We start from the raw sequence: 12,893 nt of genomic DNA on the forward strand, positions 1-12,893 counted from the left end.
CGTGTTCTCCACCCTGCGCAGCCAGACCGGTGTCGGTCTGCGGCTGCTCCTCGTGTTCACCGTGGTCTGCGGGATCGTGTTCCCGCTCGTCGTCTGGGGCGTCTCGCGGATCCCCGGCCTGGCCCACTCCGCCGAGGGCTCGACGATCACCCACGACGGGGCCGTCGTCGGCTCGTCGGTGGTCGCGGTCGACCCCGTCCCCGCCGACCCGGCCGCGGACCCCTACTTCCACACCCGGCCCTCGGCCTCGGCGCAGGACGTGCTGGGTCCGGCGGACCCCTCCACCTCCGGCGGGTCGAACAAGGCGGCCGACTCCACCGACCTGCTCGACACCGTGGCGCAGCGCCGGGCGCTGATCGCCGCGCGCGAAGGGGTGGCACCCGAGGCCGTCCCCGCGGACGCGGTGGCCGCGAGCGCGTCCGGCCTCGATCCGGACATCAGCCCGGACTACGCTGCGCTGCAGGTGGACCGGGTGGCCCGGGTGACGGGGCTGCCGGTCGCCGAGGTCGAGCAGCTGGTCGGCGGCGCGACGCGGGGTCGGGTGCTCGGGTTCCTCGGGGAACCGACGGTGAACGTGCCCGAGCTGAACCTCGCCGTCGCGGACGCACAGGGACGGTGACGGATGACCGGGTCCTCGCACAGTGAGGGCGACCCCGCGGCGGAGCGCGGCGGCTCCGCGGAGGGCGAGCTGCGCATCCACCTCGGCGCCGCACCCGGCGTGGGCAAGACCTACGCCATGCTGTGCGAGGCCCGGCGCCGCCTCGACCGCGGCACGGACGTCGTCGTCGGGGTCGTCGAGACCCACGGCCGGGAGAAGACCGCAGCCCTGCTCGAGGGGCTCGAGATCCTCCCGCGCCGGGAGACCCCCGTCGGCGGGGAGCTCGACGTGCAGGCCGTGCTCGACCGGCACCCCGAGGTGGTGTTGATCGACGAGCTCGCCCACACGAACGCGCCGGGCTCGCGGCACGCGAAGCGGTGGGAGGACGTGGCGCAGATCCTCGCCGCCGGGATCGACGTCCTGGCCACGGTGAACGTGCAGCACCTGGAGTCGCTCAACGACGTCGTCGAGCGGATCACCGGGGTGCGCCAGCGCGAGACCGTCCCCGACGAGTTCGTGCGCAGCGCCGAGCAGATCGAGCTCGTGGACATCACTCCCGAGGCGCTGCGGCGCAGGCTCGCCCACGGCAACGTCTACGGCGCCGAGAAGATCGACGCCGCCCTGGCCAACTACTTCCAGGTCGGCAACCTCATCGCGCTGCGCGAGCTGGCGCTGCTCTGGGTCGCCGACGAGGTCGACGTCGCCATGCGCCGGTACCGCGCCGAGAAGCGCATCTCCGAGACCTGGGAGACCCGTGAGCGGGTCGTCGTCGCGCTCACCGGCGGCCGCGAGTCCGAGACCGTGCTCCGGCGCGCCACCCGCATCGCCAAGCGCGCAGGCCAGGCGGACCTGCTCGCCGTGCACGTGTTGCGCGGCGACGGGCTCGCCGGTGCCCCGGTCGGCGCCACCACCGCCCTGCGAAAGCTGGCGGACGACGTCGGCGCCACCTTCCACACCGTCGTCGGAGACGGCGGGGCGGGCGGGGTGACCGAGGCGCTGCTGGAGTTCGCCCGCGGCGCCAACGCCACCCAGCTCGTGCTCGGCACCTCGCGCCGCTCCCGGCTGGCCCGGCTGTTCGACGCCGGCATCGGTGCCCGCGTGGTGCAGGACTCGGGGACGATCGACGTCCACATGGTCACCCACGCCGCCGCCGGGTCGGCGGGCCTGCGGCTGCCGCCGCGCGTCCGCAGCGCCGTCCCGATGAACCGGCGCCTCCTGGGCTGGGTGCTGGCCGTGCTCGGGCCGGCCGTCGCGACCGCCGTGGGCGCCTCGCTCTACGAGGTGGTCGGCCTCTCCACGGACGTCGTGCTGTTCTTCCTGGCCACGGTGCTCGCCGCGCTGGTCGGGGGGCTGGGCCCGGCGGTGGTGGCGGCGCTGCTGGGCGGGCTGCTGCTCAACTTCTTCCTCACCCCGCCGCTGTACTCGTTCACCATCGGGCAGCCCGAGAACGTGGTCACCGTGGCCGCGATGGTGGTGGTCGCCGTGCTCGTCGCCCTGGTGGTGGACCGCGCGGCGCGCCGCGGCGAGCAGGCCGCCCGGGCGCAGACCGAGGCCGCCCTGCTGGCCTCGTTCGCCCGCACCGTCCTGACCGGGGCCGACCCGCTGCCCCGGCTGCTGGAGAAGGTCCGCGAGGCCTTCACCCTCCGCTGCGTCGCGCTGCTCGAGGAACAGTCGGACGGCAGCTGGAGCAGGGTCGCGGTGTCCGGGCCGCCGGACTGCGGGCGCCCCGAGGACGCGGACGTCGACGTCGAGGTGGAGGACGGGCTGCACCTGGTCGGCACCGGCCGGAACCTGCCCGCCCACGACCGGCGCCTGCTGGAGACCGTCGGCGGCCAGGCCCTGCTCGCACTGCGCGGCCAGCGGGCGGTCGAGGAGGCCGAGCAGGCGCGCCGCCGGGCGGAGGCGAACGAGACCCGCGGGGCGCTGCTGTCCGCGGTGGGGCACGACCTGCGCACCCCGCTGACGTCCATCAAGGCGTCCGTCGGCAGCCTGCGCGACCCGCTGCTGCGGCTGTCCGGGAGAGACCGGGCCGAGCTGCTGGAGACGGTCGAGGAGTCCACCGACCGGCTGAGCGGGCTGGTGGACAACCTGCTCGACTCCTCCCGCCTGGCCGCGGGCGCGGTGCAACCGCTGTCGGAGCGGGTCGGGTACGACGAGATCGCCGCCCGGGCGCTCATCGGGCTGCCCGAGGCCGAGCGGGTGGAGCTGGAGATCCCGGACGACATCCCGGACGTGCTGGCGGACATCGGGCTGCTCGAACGGGTCGTGGCGAACCTGGTGGACAACGCCCTGCGCCACGGCCGCGGCGCGCCCGTCGTGCTCCGGGCGAGCGCGCACGAGGGCCGCGTCGAGCTGCGCGTCGTCGACTCCGGGCCGGGCGTGCCCCCCAAGCAGCGGGAGAAGCTCTTCGCGCCCTTCCAACGGCTGGGGGACCGCCGCACCTCGGGGATCGGGCTGGGGCTGTCGGTGGCAAGGGGGTTGACCGAGGTCATGGGCGGCACGCTGGCCGCCGAGGACACCCCCGGGGGTGGGCTCACCACGGTCGTCTCGCTGCCCGCCGCCGTCGCGTCCGCCCCGCGGGCCACCGCCGAGGCGGCGTCGTGAGCGTGGCCGAGCGGGCCGGTGCGCGGACCGCCGAGACGGGCGCGGTGCGCGTGCTCGTCGTCGACGACGACCCGCAGATCCTGCGGGCCTTGCGGATCAACCTGTCCGCCCACGGCTACCACGTGACCACCGCCCGGGACGGCCGCTCGGCGCTGACGTCGGTGGGTGACGTGCACCCCGACCTCGTCGTCCTCGACCTCGGCCTGCCCGACCTGGACGGGACCGAGGTCATCACCGGGCTGCGGGCCTGGACCCGGGTGCCGATCGTCGTGCTGTCCGCCCGCGCCGACTCCGTCGACAAGGTCACCGCGCTCGACGCGGGCGCGGACGACTACGTCACCAAGCCCTTCGGCATGGCCGAGCTGCTGGCCCGGCTGCGGGCCGCGGTGCGCCGCTCCGCCACCGCGACCGGCGGCGGGGACAGCCTCGTGGAGTTCGCGGACGTCGAGGTCGACCTCGCCCGCAAGCGGGTCCGCCGGGCCGGGGCGGACGTGCACCTCACCCCGACCGAGTGGGAGATGCTCGAGCTGTTGGTGCAGCACCGCGGCAGGCTGGTCTCCCAGCGCGACCTGCTGCGCCACGTCTGGGGACCCCGCCGCGAGGACCGCACCAACTACCTGCGTGTCTACCTGGCCCAGCTGCGCCGCAAGCTCGAACCCGACCCCTCCCGACCGCGCCACCTCATCACCGAACCGGGCATGGGATACCGCTTCGAGTCCACACCGGACTCCACACGGGACGCGCTGCGCGAGACCTGAGCACACCGCAGACCGGTGAGATCCGGCTGCCGGCGCCGCGGTGGGTGACCACGACACCGAGGAACGCGGTTGGGTCCGGCGGGCGCACCGGACCACCCACCTTTCGACCCGGTGGGCGGAGGCGGGCGGGGCCGCCGCCGGCCAATCTGGGTGGCGTCCGTGATCGAGGATCCCCGACAGAGCAGGACGGTGCCATGACCATCAAGTCCGAGTCCGTGTCCCTGGAGGACGCCCGGCGGATCATCGCCGCGGGCGAGGCCGAGGCCGCCTCGATCGGGCAGCCCAGCAACATCGCCGTCGTCGACGCGGGCGGGAACCTCGTCGCGCACGTCCGGATGGACGGTGCGTGGCTCGGGAGCGTCGACATCTCCATCAACAAGGCCTTCACGTCCCGGGCCTTCGACATCACCACCGCCGACCTGGCCGAGGCCGCCGCACCCGGTGCCCAGTTCTTCGGGATCAGCGGCTCCAACGGCGGCCGCGTCATGATCTTCGCAGGTGGCGTCCCGCTGCGGGTCGACGGCCGGGTCGTCGGCGCCGTCGGCGTCAGCGGGGGCAGCGGCGCACAGGACCAGCAGGTGGCCGACGCCGCCGCGGCGGGCTTCTGAGGGTCGAACCGATGCGTCGTCAGGTCATCCAGGGACGTCCACCGACGGGGTAGCCGTTCTCGTCGAAGGCCGGGACCTCGTGGTCGTCCCACACCCATCCGCTCTCCGGGATGCGCCGGGGCCCGTCCGAGGCGTCGATCAGTTCCCGGGGTGTCGGCCCGCAGGGGGTCTGGGGGCAGGTGTCTTCGACGTTGACCTGATCGGCCGGGGTGTCGGCCGCTTCGGCGGGCCCGGGGTTCGGGTGCGCAGCGGGGGTGTCGGGCGCCTTCGTCGCGGCGGGCGGTCGCGTCGGGCCCGGGCCGATCGGTCGCTGCCCGGCCGGTGCCTGCGGCGTGGTGCTCGGGGGTGCCGACGCCGCTCTCGGGGGTGCCGACGCCGCTGAGGGGGCGGTGGCCGCGGTGGCCTCGGCGGCGGGCGCCGTCGGCGCCGTGACGGGGCTCAGGATTCGGGCGGGCTCCTGGCCGGGTGTGCCACACCCGGCCAGGACCAGCAGGAAGCCCATGCTGAGCAGTGCTCGGCGCATCGGGTGGCCTCCCTCTCACGATGGTGTCGGCGGGCCTTCTCGATCACTGCGCGCCGCCCTCTCACGATCGGCGGTCCGAACCGTCCCGTTACAGGACCGGTGGGACCACGGGGTTTAACCGTCCGTGGTCGCGGTACCACGGGTGATGGGTACCGAGAAGCACGGCGAGCCGAACGTGAGCGATCCCCGGGAGCAGCAGGAGCTGAGCCCCTCCGACCTCCCCGACGACGACCACGACGACACCGACACCGACACCGCGGAGCAGGCGCCGAGCGGGCAACGGGGGGACGCGCCGCAGGACGGCGAGGGCGGCTGAGGCCCGCTCAGGCGAAGACCGGGCCGCGCAGGGTCTGTCCGGGGGACCGGCCGAACCGCGTGCCGTAGGCCGTCAGGAAGGCCTGCGGCCGGAACCCCCACGACCTCGCGATCGCGCTCACCGTCGTCTCCTCGGGCCGGGCGGACTCCAGGTCGCGATGGGCCCGCCCGAGCCGGACCCGACCGACGTCGTGCCCGGGGCGGCTCTCCCGGTGCCGCAGCCAGCACCCTTCGAGGGCCCGGATGCTCAGCCCGGCGTACGCGGCGAGGCCCGCCAGGGTCAGTGGCAGCTCCGCCCTGTCCTCGATGTAGTCGACGCAGCGGCGCACGGTCCGGGGGCCCCACGTCGGGACGCGTTCGTCCAGCGCGTCACGGTGCGCGTGGTCGGCGGCCAGCAGCAGCCGGATCAGCAGGGTGTCCTGGAGCGGATCGGCGCTCACCGGGTTCGCCAGCGCCGCGGCGGTGTCGGCGGTGCCGTCGGCGACCAGCCGCGCCGTGCCCGCCCACGACCCGCCGGCCGCGGCGCCGACGGGCATCGTGGTCGCCGGCCGGAACGGGTGGGGCACGGTCCGGCCGAGCAGCGCCTCCAGCATGCCCTCCAGGGCGGCCGACGAGACGTCGAACAACAGCAGGTCGAAGCGGTCTCCGGTCAGCAGCGTCGTCTCCTCCCACGGGGAGAGGACCGCCGCGACGCCGGGACCCACGTCCAGCTGCTCGCCGCGGTGGCCCGCCTGCAGCGGCGCCCGCACCGGGACCCCGATCCGATACGTCGGCCCGTCCGGCAGCCGCAGGTGGACCCCCTCGGTGCCGGCGATCTCCTCGACGGCGAGGGGGCCACGGGCGACCCGGTGGCTGTGGAAGGCGAACGGCGCCGTCGGGGCGTGGTCGAGGTGCACGCTCGGCGGGAGCTGGTCGTCCACCCGGCCGATGTCCGTCACGTGGATGTCGGCGAACCGGGGAGCGGTCATCAGTACACCTGCCGGAAGAGCGCCGTGACGCGGTCCCAGAGCTCCGTGCCGGGGTTGACGACCTCGGGGTCGGCGATGCGCAAGGCCCGGGCGAAGGCGATCCCCAGGCCGCCGAACAGCTCGGGCAGCACCGCCTCGGTGTCCTCGGAGAAGGTCACGTCCGCCGGGGGCCGCCGCACGACCTGGGCCAGGACCGCGCGGACGTCGGGCGCCTCCTCCAGCTTGTCGAACTCCCGCATCCGCTCCTGGAGACCCTTCGTGAGGGGCAGGTCCATCGGGGCGATGACGTCCCGGCCGTTGGCTCGGGCGCAGTTGCGGCCGGCGACGGCGATGTCGTCGACCATCTCGTCGACGAACTCGCGGAACCGCCGCACGTCGTTCTTGTCCACCTTGAGCTGCGCGACCGAGCGGAAGAACCGCTCGAACACCGGAACACTCGACGGACCGGCCATGCCCGTACCCCCTGTTCGTCCACGTGCGCCGACGGGTCACCACCGTGGCAAAGCCGCGTCGGCTCCGATTCGGTCCCCCAGACGCAACCTCGGTGCGGGACCTCGGCCCGGCAGGGCGACCGGGCCCGGGCGCGGACCGCCTCGGTGACCGGGTCGGAGTCAGAGGAGCGGGCACGCTGGTCGGGGCGCTCTGCGCCGCCCGGCCTCAGTCCGACGCACCCACCGCCGCCGTCGCGCTCCGGGCCGAGGTGCTCGTCCGGAGCGCGACGGGAACACGCACGGTCCCGGCCGAGCGGTTCCTCGCCGGCCCGATGACGCCGGACCTCGCCCCCGACGAGCTCGTCGTCGGCGTGCGGATCCCGGCGTGCCCCGACGGGACCGGCTACGTCAAGCACAAGTTCGCCGAGTCGTCGTGGCCGGTGGTGACGGCCGCGGCCGTCCCGGGTCGGGTCGTGCTCGGCGGAGTGGCCATGGTCCTGATGGCGGCGGGCAGCCTGCTCATCGGGGTCGCCCCGACCCACGCGCAGATCGGGACGTGGGCGGCGGCGATCCTGGTGTTCGCCCGGCTCGCGCAGGGCCTGGCCCACGGCGGCGAGATCGCCGCGTCGTACACCTACATCGCCGAGATCGCCCCGCGGGAGCGCCGCGGCCTCTGGTCGACCAGCCTCTACGTCTCGGTGACTGCGGGCATCGTGCTGGCGTCGCTGATCGGGGCGGCCGCGAGCAGCCTGTTCGGGACCGAGGCGCTGCAGAGCTGGGCGTGGCGCATCCCGTTCCTGATCGGCGGCCTGCTCGGGCTGGTCGCGCTGTACCTGCGGCGGACCCTGCCCGAGTCCGAGGCGTTCACCGGGCAGGACGGCGGGGAGGACGCCGGCAGCCCCGCGGCGGCCGCGGCGTCCCGCGGGACCCTGCGCGACCTGCTGCGCGGGCTGGCGGAGAACAAGCGCAGCCTGGCGCGGATCGGTGTCGCGTTCGTGCTGCTGTCCTACCCCCTGATGGCCGCGCTGAACGACTCGGCGTGGCGCATGTTCGGGATCATGGTCGTGGCGCTGTTCTTCCTCGGCGCGTTCGTCGGGATCATGCCCGCCTACTTCGCCGAGCTGTTCCCGACCTCGGTGCGCGCCTCCGGGATCGGGGTGCCGTACTCGTTCATCGTCGCGATCTTCGGTGGCACGGCGCCGTACGTCCTGACCTGGCTCAGCAGCCACGACCTCGTGTGGGTCTTCTCCGTCTACTCGGTCGTGCTCGTGCTGATCGGGGTGGTCACGACCCTGCTCAGCCCGGAGACGAAGGGCCGCGTCCTCGAGTGACCGGGAGCTCCCGTTCGGCGGCCAGGCTGGTGAGCAGGGCCAGGCCGTCGGCGGCGGCGGTGCCCGGTTCGGCGGTGTAGACCGCCAGGTGCTGCCCGGGCGCGCTGTCGATGGTGAGCTTCTCGAAGTGCAGCCGGATCTCGCCGACGTCCGGGTGGTGGAAGTGCTTGTCCTCCTGGATGCGGGGGCCGACCTCGTAGCGGGCCCAGAGGGCGGCGAAGGCCGGGCTGCGCACGGTGAGGGCGCCGATGATCTGCTCGGTGCGCCCGTCGGGCACCAGGGTGGTGGCGCGCAGGTTGCGCACCGCGACGCTCGCGCAGCTGTCCCAGTCCGCGTAGAACTCGCGCGCGTACGGGTCGAGGAAGATCATCCGCAGGAGGTTGTCGAAGCGGGCGAACCCGCGGTAGAGGACCTCGGCGAGGGCGTTGGCGGCCAGGACGTCCTGGCCGGGGCCGACGACGAAGGCGGGCACCGTGGGCATCCGGTCGAGCAGTTGCTGTAACGGGGCGGCGACCGTGGTGGTCGGCTCCGTGGCGAGGGCCTGCACGGCGGGCAGACCGATCCGGTAGAGGTGGCGGGCCGCGTCCTCGTCCAGGCGCAGCGCGCCCGCCAGGGCTTCGAGCACCTGACGCGACGGATGCCGTTCACGGCCCTGCTCCAGGCGGATGTAGTAGTCGGTGCTGACGCCGGCGAGCAGGGCGACCTCCTCGCGGCGCAGCCCCGGCACCCGCCGGGCGCCGTCGTCCGGGAGCCCGACGGTCGCCGGGGACACCAGGGCCCGGCGGGCGGCCAGGAACTCACCCAGTACGGGACCCCGCCCAGCGCCGCGCTCCACACCCCGGTTCATGCCTCGACGGTAGCCCGCGGACCTGCCGAGAGGGAGGGTGTGGCACTCCCAGTCGGGCGGCCGGAGCCTGCTCAGGCCGGGTCGAAGGAGGTGGTGGAGGCCAGCGGCTCCCACTCCTGCATCGACTCGAGGAAGGCCGCGAACTTGGTCCGGGCGAGCGAGTAGGTCCGGTCGCCGAGGGGGAGGTGCAGCGGCGGGCGCTCGGCGTCGACCGCCCGGAGCAGGACGTCGATCGCCTTCTGCGGGTCGCCCGCCTGCCGCCCGTCGTGGTCGGCGCGGTACCGGCGGCGGCCCCCGGCGGTCTCGGCGTACTCCGGCATCTCGGCCGCGGCCATCCGCATCGACCGGCCGAGGAACTCGGTCCGGAACGGGCCGGGCTCCACGATCGTCGTCGCGATCCCGAAGGGCGCCACCTCCTGGGCCAGCGCCTCCGACAGACCCTCCACCGCGAACTTGGTGGCGTTGTAGTAGCCGCTCCCCGCGGAGCCGGCGATCCCGGCACCGGACGACATCATGACGATCCGGCCCCCGCCGCTCGCGCGCAGCGCGGGCAGGGCGGCCCGGGTCGTCTCGATCACGCCGAACACGTTGGTCTCGAACAGGGGGCGGTACTCCGCGGGCGTCCCCTCCTCGATCGCCCCGACCAGGCCGTGGCCCGCGTTGTTGACCAGGACGTCGAGGCCGCCGAACTCCCGCTCGGCGAGTGCGACCGCCGCGGCCGCGTCGCCCGCCCTCGTGACGTCGAGGGTCGTCGCGCGGCAGGTCTGCGGGTGGTGGGCGACGAGGGTCTCCAGCGTCCGTGGATCGCGGGCCGTGGCCAGGACCCGGTCCCCGCGTTCCAGGACCGCTTCGGCGAGGACCCTGCCGAGCCCGCCCGAACATCCGGTGATGAGCCATCTGCGAGACATGGTGCGACCGCCTTTCAGTGCGTCGAGAGTCAGTGCGTCGAGAGCCGGGGTGCGGGGGTGTCGGTGGCCGGGACGGCCGCGACCGAGCGCGCGAGCACCGCCGCGGAGAGCAGCAGCGCCGCGATGACCAGCGCGGTGGTGGTGATCGCGGCGGTCTGGCCACCCGCCTCCGCGACGGCGGAGTAGACGGTCCCGATGACCGCCACCGAAAGGGCCGCGCTGATCTGGAGGGTGGCGCTGACGAGGCCGCTCGCGAGCCCGGCGTAGCGGCCGGGAACGCGCGCGACCGTCAGCCGGATCAGCGACGGGAAGGCCAGCCCCTGCCCGAAGCCGATGACCGCCAGCGGCACCGCGGTCCACGCCGTCTGCCCGAGGGTTGCGGCCAGGGCGGCGAAGGCCACAAACCCCGCGGCCTCCAGGCCCAGGCCGAGCGGGGCGAGGCCGCGGGGGAGCAGGCCGCTCAGGCGGTGGACGGTCAGGGGGCCGACGAGGAAGCCGACGCCCAGCGGGAGGATGTCCAGACCGGCCTGGAAGGGGCTGCGGCCCGCCGCCTGCTGGTAGGTCGAGAAGGCGAGGAAGAACGCCGCGATCGAGTAGAACAGCAGCAGCGCCACGAGCCCGCCGCGCACCCCGGCGGCGGTGACCGCGGCCGGGGGGACCAGTGGCCGCACCCGCAGGGCGGGGCCGTCGGGGGCGTCGGGGGCGTCGTGGGCGAGGCGGTGCTGACGGCGCCAGAACCCGGCCAGCGTGATCGCCCCGGCGACGAGGACGACCCAGCACCACCACGGCCACCCCAGGGACTCCGCCTCCACCAGCGGAACCACGATCCCGGCGAGGCCGCCGAACAGCAGGACCGCGCCGGTGAGGTCGAGGAGCTCGGTGGGGTCCGGCCGCGGCGCGCGGAGCAGCAGGCTCCCCGCGACCGCGATCGCCGCGAAGGGCAGGTTGATCAGGAAGATGGTGCGCCAGCCGAGACCGAACACGTCGGCGGCGACCAGCAGCCCGCCCAGGGACTGACCCAGCACGGCGGCGAGGCCGAACACGGCGCCGTGGAACCCGAGGGCGATGCTCTGCTGCCGTCCGGTGAGGCCGGCCCGGATCAGCGCCAGCGACTGCGGCGCCATCAACGCCGCGGTGACACCCTGCAGGATGCGCCCCGCGACGAGCACGGCGGGTGCGGGCGCGATGCCGCACAGCAGCGAGGCCAGCGCGAACCCGATCAGCCCGACGAGGAACACGCGCTGGCGACCGTAGAGGTCGCCGACCCGACCGCCCAGGACCAGGGTGACGGCATAGGTCGCGGCGTAGGCGGCCACCACCTGCCTGCCCAGCAGGTCCCCGCCGCCGAGCTCGTCCCGGATGGACGGGATGGCGAGGTTGACGATGAAGAAGTCCAACGGAGGCAACAGCGTGCCCACCAGCAGGGTGGCGACGCCGAGCCAGGTCCGTCCCGCCGAGCCGGACTCGTTCCCGTTCGTCATCGTGATGCTTCCGTCCTGGGGTGCGTTCGCAGGCCGGTGCGGCCCGCGACTCGACCTCGACCCTCGCAGGACGGACCGCCGGACCGGGAGGGTGCGCTGCACCCACCTACCGCCGACCGGGGCTCAGTCGCCTGCCCCGGCGGTGACGGACGGGAGCGTCACGCCTTCTGGTCGGCGGGGGTGGGCACGGCGGAGGACAGGTCGGACCTGGACGTCTCCCGCATCGTGGCCACCACGAGGAGCCCGACGACCGCGGCGAACACCAGGTACCAGGAGGGCGAGAGGCTGTTGCCGGTCGCGGCGACGAGCGAGGTCGCGATGACCGAGACCAGGCCGGAGCCGATCACGCCGCCGATGTTGAAGCCCAGGGAGACACCGGTGTAGCGCACCCGGGTCGGGAACAGCTCGGAGTACTGGGTGTAGACCACGCCCTGCTGGATGCCGAAGGGGATGTTCAGCACGAGCGCCGCGAGGATGGCCAGCGGCAGCGAGCCCTGCTGCATCACCCAGAAGCACGGCACGCCCAGGATGAGGAAGCCGACCAGGCCCGCGGCCAGGACCCGTCGCCGCCCGAAGCGGTCGCTGAGCGAACCCGCCCAGGGGATCAGCCCCAGCGGCATCAGCACGATGAGCACGATCAGCCACAGCGCACCGGACAGCGAGTACCCGAGCACCGCGGAGAGGTGCACGAGCAGGTACACCGACGACAGGCCCCCGGTGGTCATGGTCGCGTAGGCGATGCCCACCACCCGCGCGGTGGCCGCCTTGTGCTCGCGGACGACCTCGGAGATCGGTGCCTTGGTGGGCTCGGAGTGCTCGACCAGCTCCTGGAACAGGGGCGAGTCCTCGACCCGCATGCGGTACAGCACGGCGCCGACGAGGAGCGGGCCGGCGATGAGGAACGGGATGCGCCAACCCCAGCTCGCCATCTGCTCGGGGGAGGTGAGGCTCGTCAGGGTCCCGACGACGGCCGCCGCGCCCGCGAGGCCCAGCGAGATCCCGACCGAGGTGGCGGACCCGAACAGCCCGCGACGCTTCGACGGGGCGGACTCCGTGGACAGGGACGCGGCCCCACCGATCTCCCCGCCCGCGGAGAAGCCCTGCAGGATGCGCAGGAGCGTCAGCAGGATCGGGGCGAACACGCCGATCGTGGCGTACGTGGGGAGCAGGCCGGTGAGGACGGTCGCGATGCCCATGACCGTGACCGTGGCCATCAGGACCGCCCGGCGGCCCTTCCGGTCGCCGAGCCGACCGAAGAACAGGCCGCCCAGCGGCCGGGCCAGGAATCCGCTGGCGACCACGGCGAGGGTGCTCAGCACCCCGATCAGGCCGTCCTGGCTGGGGAAGAACAGCGGGGCCAGGACGACGGCGAGGTAGCCGTAGACGGCGAAGTCGTAGTACTCGATGGCGGTTCCGACGGCCGCGGCGAGACTGGCTCGACGGCCGATGCGGGTCGCGTCTTCCGGTGTCTGCGTCATGGGCGCTCCTTCGCGCTGGCACGTGCGGTCCCGGCACCGACGG

The 12,893-nt window shown here is 74.2% G+C and carries 13 protein-coding genes; 6 read left to right on the forward strand and 7 right to left on the reverse strand.

Going from position 1 to position 12,893, the window contains the following annotated elements; all coding sequences use genetic code 11:
- Position 1: 1 nt before the first annotated feature.
- The 4 genes from L3X23_RS33045 (at position 2) to L3X23_RS33060 (ending at position 4,568) form a co-directional block, all read left to right on the forward strand.
- On the forward strand, positions 2 to 619 hold the full coding sequence (locus L3X23_RS33045) for a potassium-transporting ATPase subunit C (protein ID WP_237197419.1): 618 nt from the start codon (positions 2 to 4) through the stop codon (positions 617 to 619).
- A gap of 3 nt (positions 620 to 622) precedes the next feature.
- Entirely contained in the window at positions 623 to 3,202 is a 2,580-nt protein-coding gene (locus L3X23_RS33050) for a DUF4118 domain-containing protein (RefSeq protein ID WP_237197421.1), read from the forward strand.
- Positions 3,199 to 3,960 carry a response regulator gene (locus L3X23_RS33055; protein WP_308116974.1) on the forward strand — a complete coding sequence of 254 codons (762 nt, stop codon included), beginning with the start codon at positions 3,199 to 3,201 and terminating at the stop codon, positions 3,958 to 3,960. Before L3X23_RS33050 ends, L3X23_RS33055 begins: the two co-directional genes overlap by 4 nt.
- A gap of 194 nt (positions 3,961 to 4,154) precedes the next feature.
- Positions 4,155 to 4,568: a heme-binding protein gene (locus L3X23_RS33060; RefSeq protein WP_093088617.1), complete on the forward strand. Its 414-nt coding sequence runs from the start codon at positions 4,155 to 4,157 to the stop codon at positions 4,566 to 4,568.
- 19 nt (positions 4,569 to 4,587) lie between these two features.
- Here the strand turns inward: L3X23_RS33060 and L3X23_RS33065 are convergent, their stop codons facing one another.
- Entirely contained in the window at positions 4,588 to 5,091 is a 504-nt protein-coding gene (locus L3X23_RS33065; RefSeq protein ID WP_237198205.1) for a hypothetical protein, read from the reverse strand.
- Between the two features lie 175 nt (positions 5,092 to 5,266).
- Here L3X23_RS33065 and L3X23_RS33070 point away from each other — a divergent pair, with 175 nt between their 5' ends.
- Positions 5,267 to 5,407, forward strand: a complete 141-nt coding sequence (locus L3X23_RS33070; RefSeq protein ID WP_237197423.1) for a hypothetical protein — start codon at positions 5,267 to 5,269, stop codon at positions 5,405 to 5,407.
- Between the two features lie 7 nt (positions 5,408 to 5,414).
- On the opposite strand, the gene L3X23_RS33075 is transcribed toward L3X23_RS33070, so the two are convergent.
- Positions 5,415 to 6,374 (reverse strand): AraC family transcriptional regulator, encoded by a 960-nt coding sequence (locus L3X23_RS33075; RefSeq protein ID WP_237197425.1) that lies wholly within the window; start codon positions 6,372 to 6,374, stop codon positions 5,415 to 5,417.
- Positions 6,374 to 6,826 (reverse strand): DUF1931 family protein, encoded by a 453-nt coding sequence (locus tag L3X23_RS33080; RefSeq protein ID WP_093088619.1) that lies wholly within the window; start codon positions 6,824 to 6,826, stop codon positions 6,374 to 6,376. Before L3X23_RS33080 ends, L3X23_RS33075 begins: the two co-directional genes overlap by 1 nt.
- A gap of 92 nt (positions 6,827 to 6,918) precedes the next feature.
- On the opposite strand from L3X23_RS33080, the gene L3X23_RS33085 reads away from it, so the two are divergent.
- Complete coding sequence (locus tag L3X23_RS33085; protein WP_237197427.1) at positions 6,919 to 8,136, forward strand: MFS transporter; 1,218 nt, start codon at positions 6,919 to 6,921, stop codon at positions 8,134 to 8,136.
- Here the strand turns inward: L3X23_RS33085 and L3X23_RS33090 are convergent.
- From L3X23_RS33090 to L3X23_RS33105, 4 genes are all read right to left on the reverse strand, one after another.
- Positions 8,102 to 8,983 carry a helix-turn-helix domain-containing protein gene (locus tag L3X23_RS33090; protein ID WP_237197429.1) on the reverse strand — a complete coding sequence of 294 codons (882 nt, stop codon included), beginning with the start codon at positions 8,981 to 8,983 and terminating at the stop codon, positions 8,102 to 8,104. The two genes, L3X23_RS33085 and L3X23_RS33090, sit on opposite strands and share 35 nt — an antisense overlap.
- A 71-nt stretch (positions 8,984 to 9,054) precedes the next feature.
- Entirely contained in the window at positions 9,055 to 9,891 is an 837-nt protein-coding gene (locus tag L3X23_RS33095) for an oxidoreductase (protein ID WP_237197430.1), read from the reverse strand.
- A gap of 29 nt (positions 9,892 to 9,920) precedes the next feature.
- Positions 9,921 to 11,372: an MFS transporter gene (locus tag L3X23_RS33100; RefSeq protein ID WP_237197432.1), complete on the reverse strand. Its 1,452-nt coding sequence runs from the start codon at positions 11,370 to 11,372 to the stop codon at positions 9,921 to 9,923.
- Between the two features lie 158 nt (positions 11,373 to 11,530).
- Positions 11,531 to 12,850 (reverse strand): MFS transporter, encoded by a 1,320-nt coding sequence (locus L3X23_RS33105; RefSeq protein WP_237197435.1) that lies wholly within the window; start codon positions 12,848 to 12,850, stop codon positions 11,531 to 11,533.
- Positions 12,851 to 12,893 lie beyond the last annotated feature (43 nt).

The organism is Pseudonocardia sp. WMMC193 (assembly GCF_021728735.1).
Lineage (GTDB): Bacteria > Actinomycetota > Actinomycetes > Mycobacteriales > Pseudonocardiaceae > Pseudonocardia > Pseudonocardia oroxyli.

Excerpts from the sequence above, each read along its gene's own strand:
- L3X23_RS33050 (WP_237197421.1), top strand. The coding sequence starts at position 623 with ATGACCGGGTCCTCGCACAGTGAGGGCGACCCCGCGGCGGAGCGCGGC.
- L3X23_RS33095 (WP_237197430.1), bottom strand. The coding sequence starts at position 9,891 with ATGTCTCGCAGATGGCTCATCACCGGATGTTCGGGCGGGCTCGGCAGG.
- L3X23_RS33065 (WP_237198205.1), bottom strand. The coding sequence starts at position 5,091 with ATGCGCCGAGCACTGCTCAGCATGGGCTTCCTGCTGGTCCTGGCCGGG.
- L3X23_RS33080 (WP_093088619.1), bottom strand. The coding sequence starts at position 6,826 with ATGGCCGGTCCGTCGAGTGTTCCGGTGTTCGAGCGGTTCTTCCGCTCG.
- L3X23_RS33060 (WP_093088617.1), top strand. The coding sequence starts at position 4,155 with ATGACCATCAAGTCCGAGTCCGTGTCCCTGGAGGACGCCCGGCGGATC.
- L3X23_RS33100 (WP_237197432.1), bottom strand. The coding sequence starts at position 11,372 with ATGACGAACGGGAACGAGTCCGGCTCGGCGGGACGGACCTGGCTCGGC.
- L3X23_RS33105 (WP_237197435.1), bottom strand. The coding sequence starts at position 12,850 with ATGACGCAGACACCGGAAGACGCGACCCGCATCGGCCGTCGAGCCAGT.
- L3X23_RS33090 (WP_237197429.1), bottom strand. The coding sequence starts at position 8,983 with ATGAACCGGGGTGTGGAGCGCGGCGCTGGGCGGGGTCCCGTACTGGGT.
- L3X23_RS33075 (WP_237197425.1), bottom strand. The coding sequence starts at position 6,374 with ATGACCGCTCCCCGGTTCGCCGACATCCACGTGACGGACATCGGCCGG.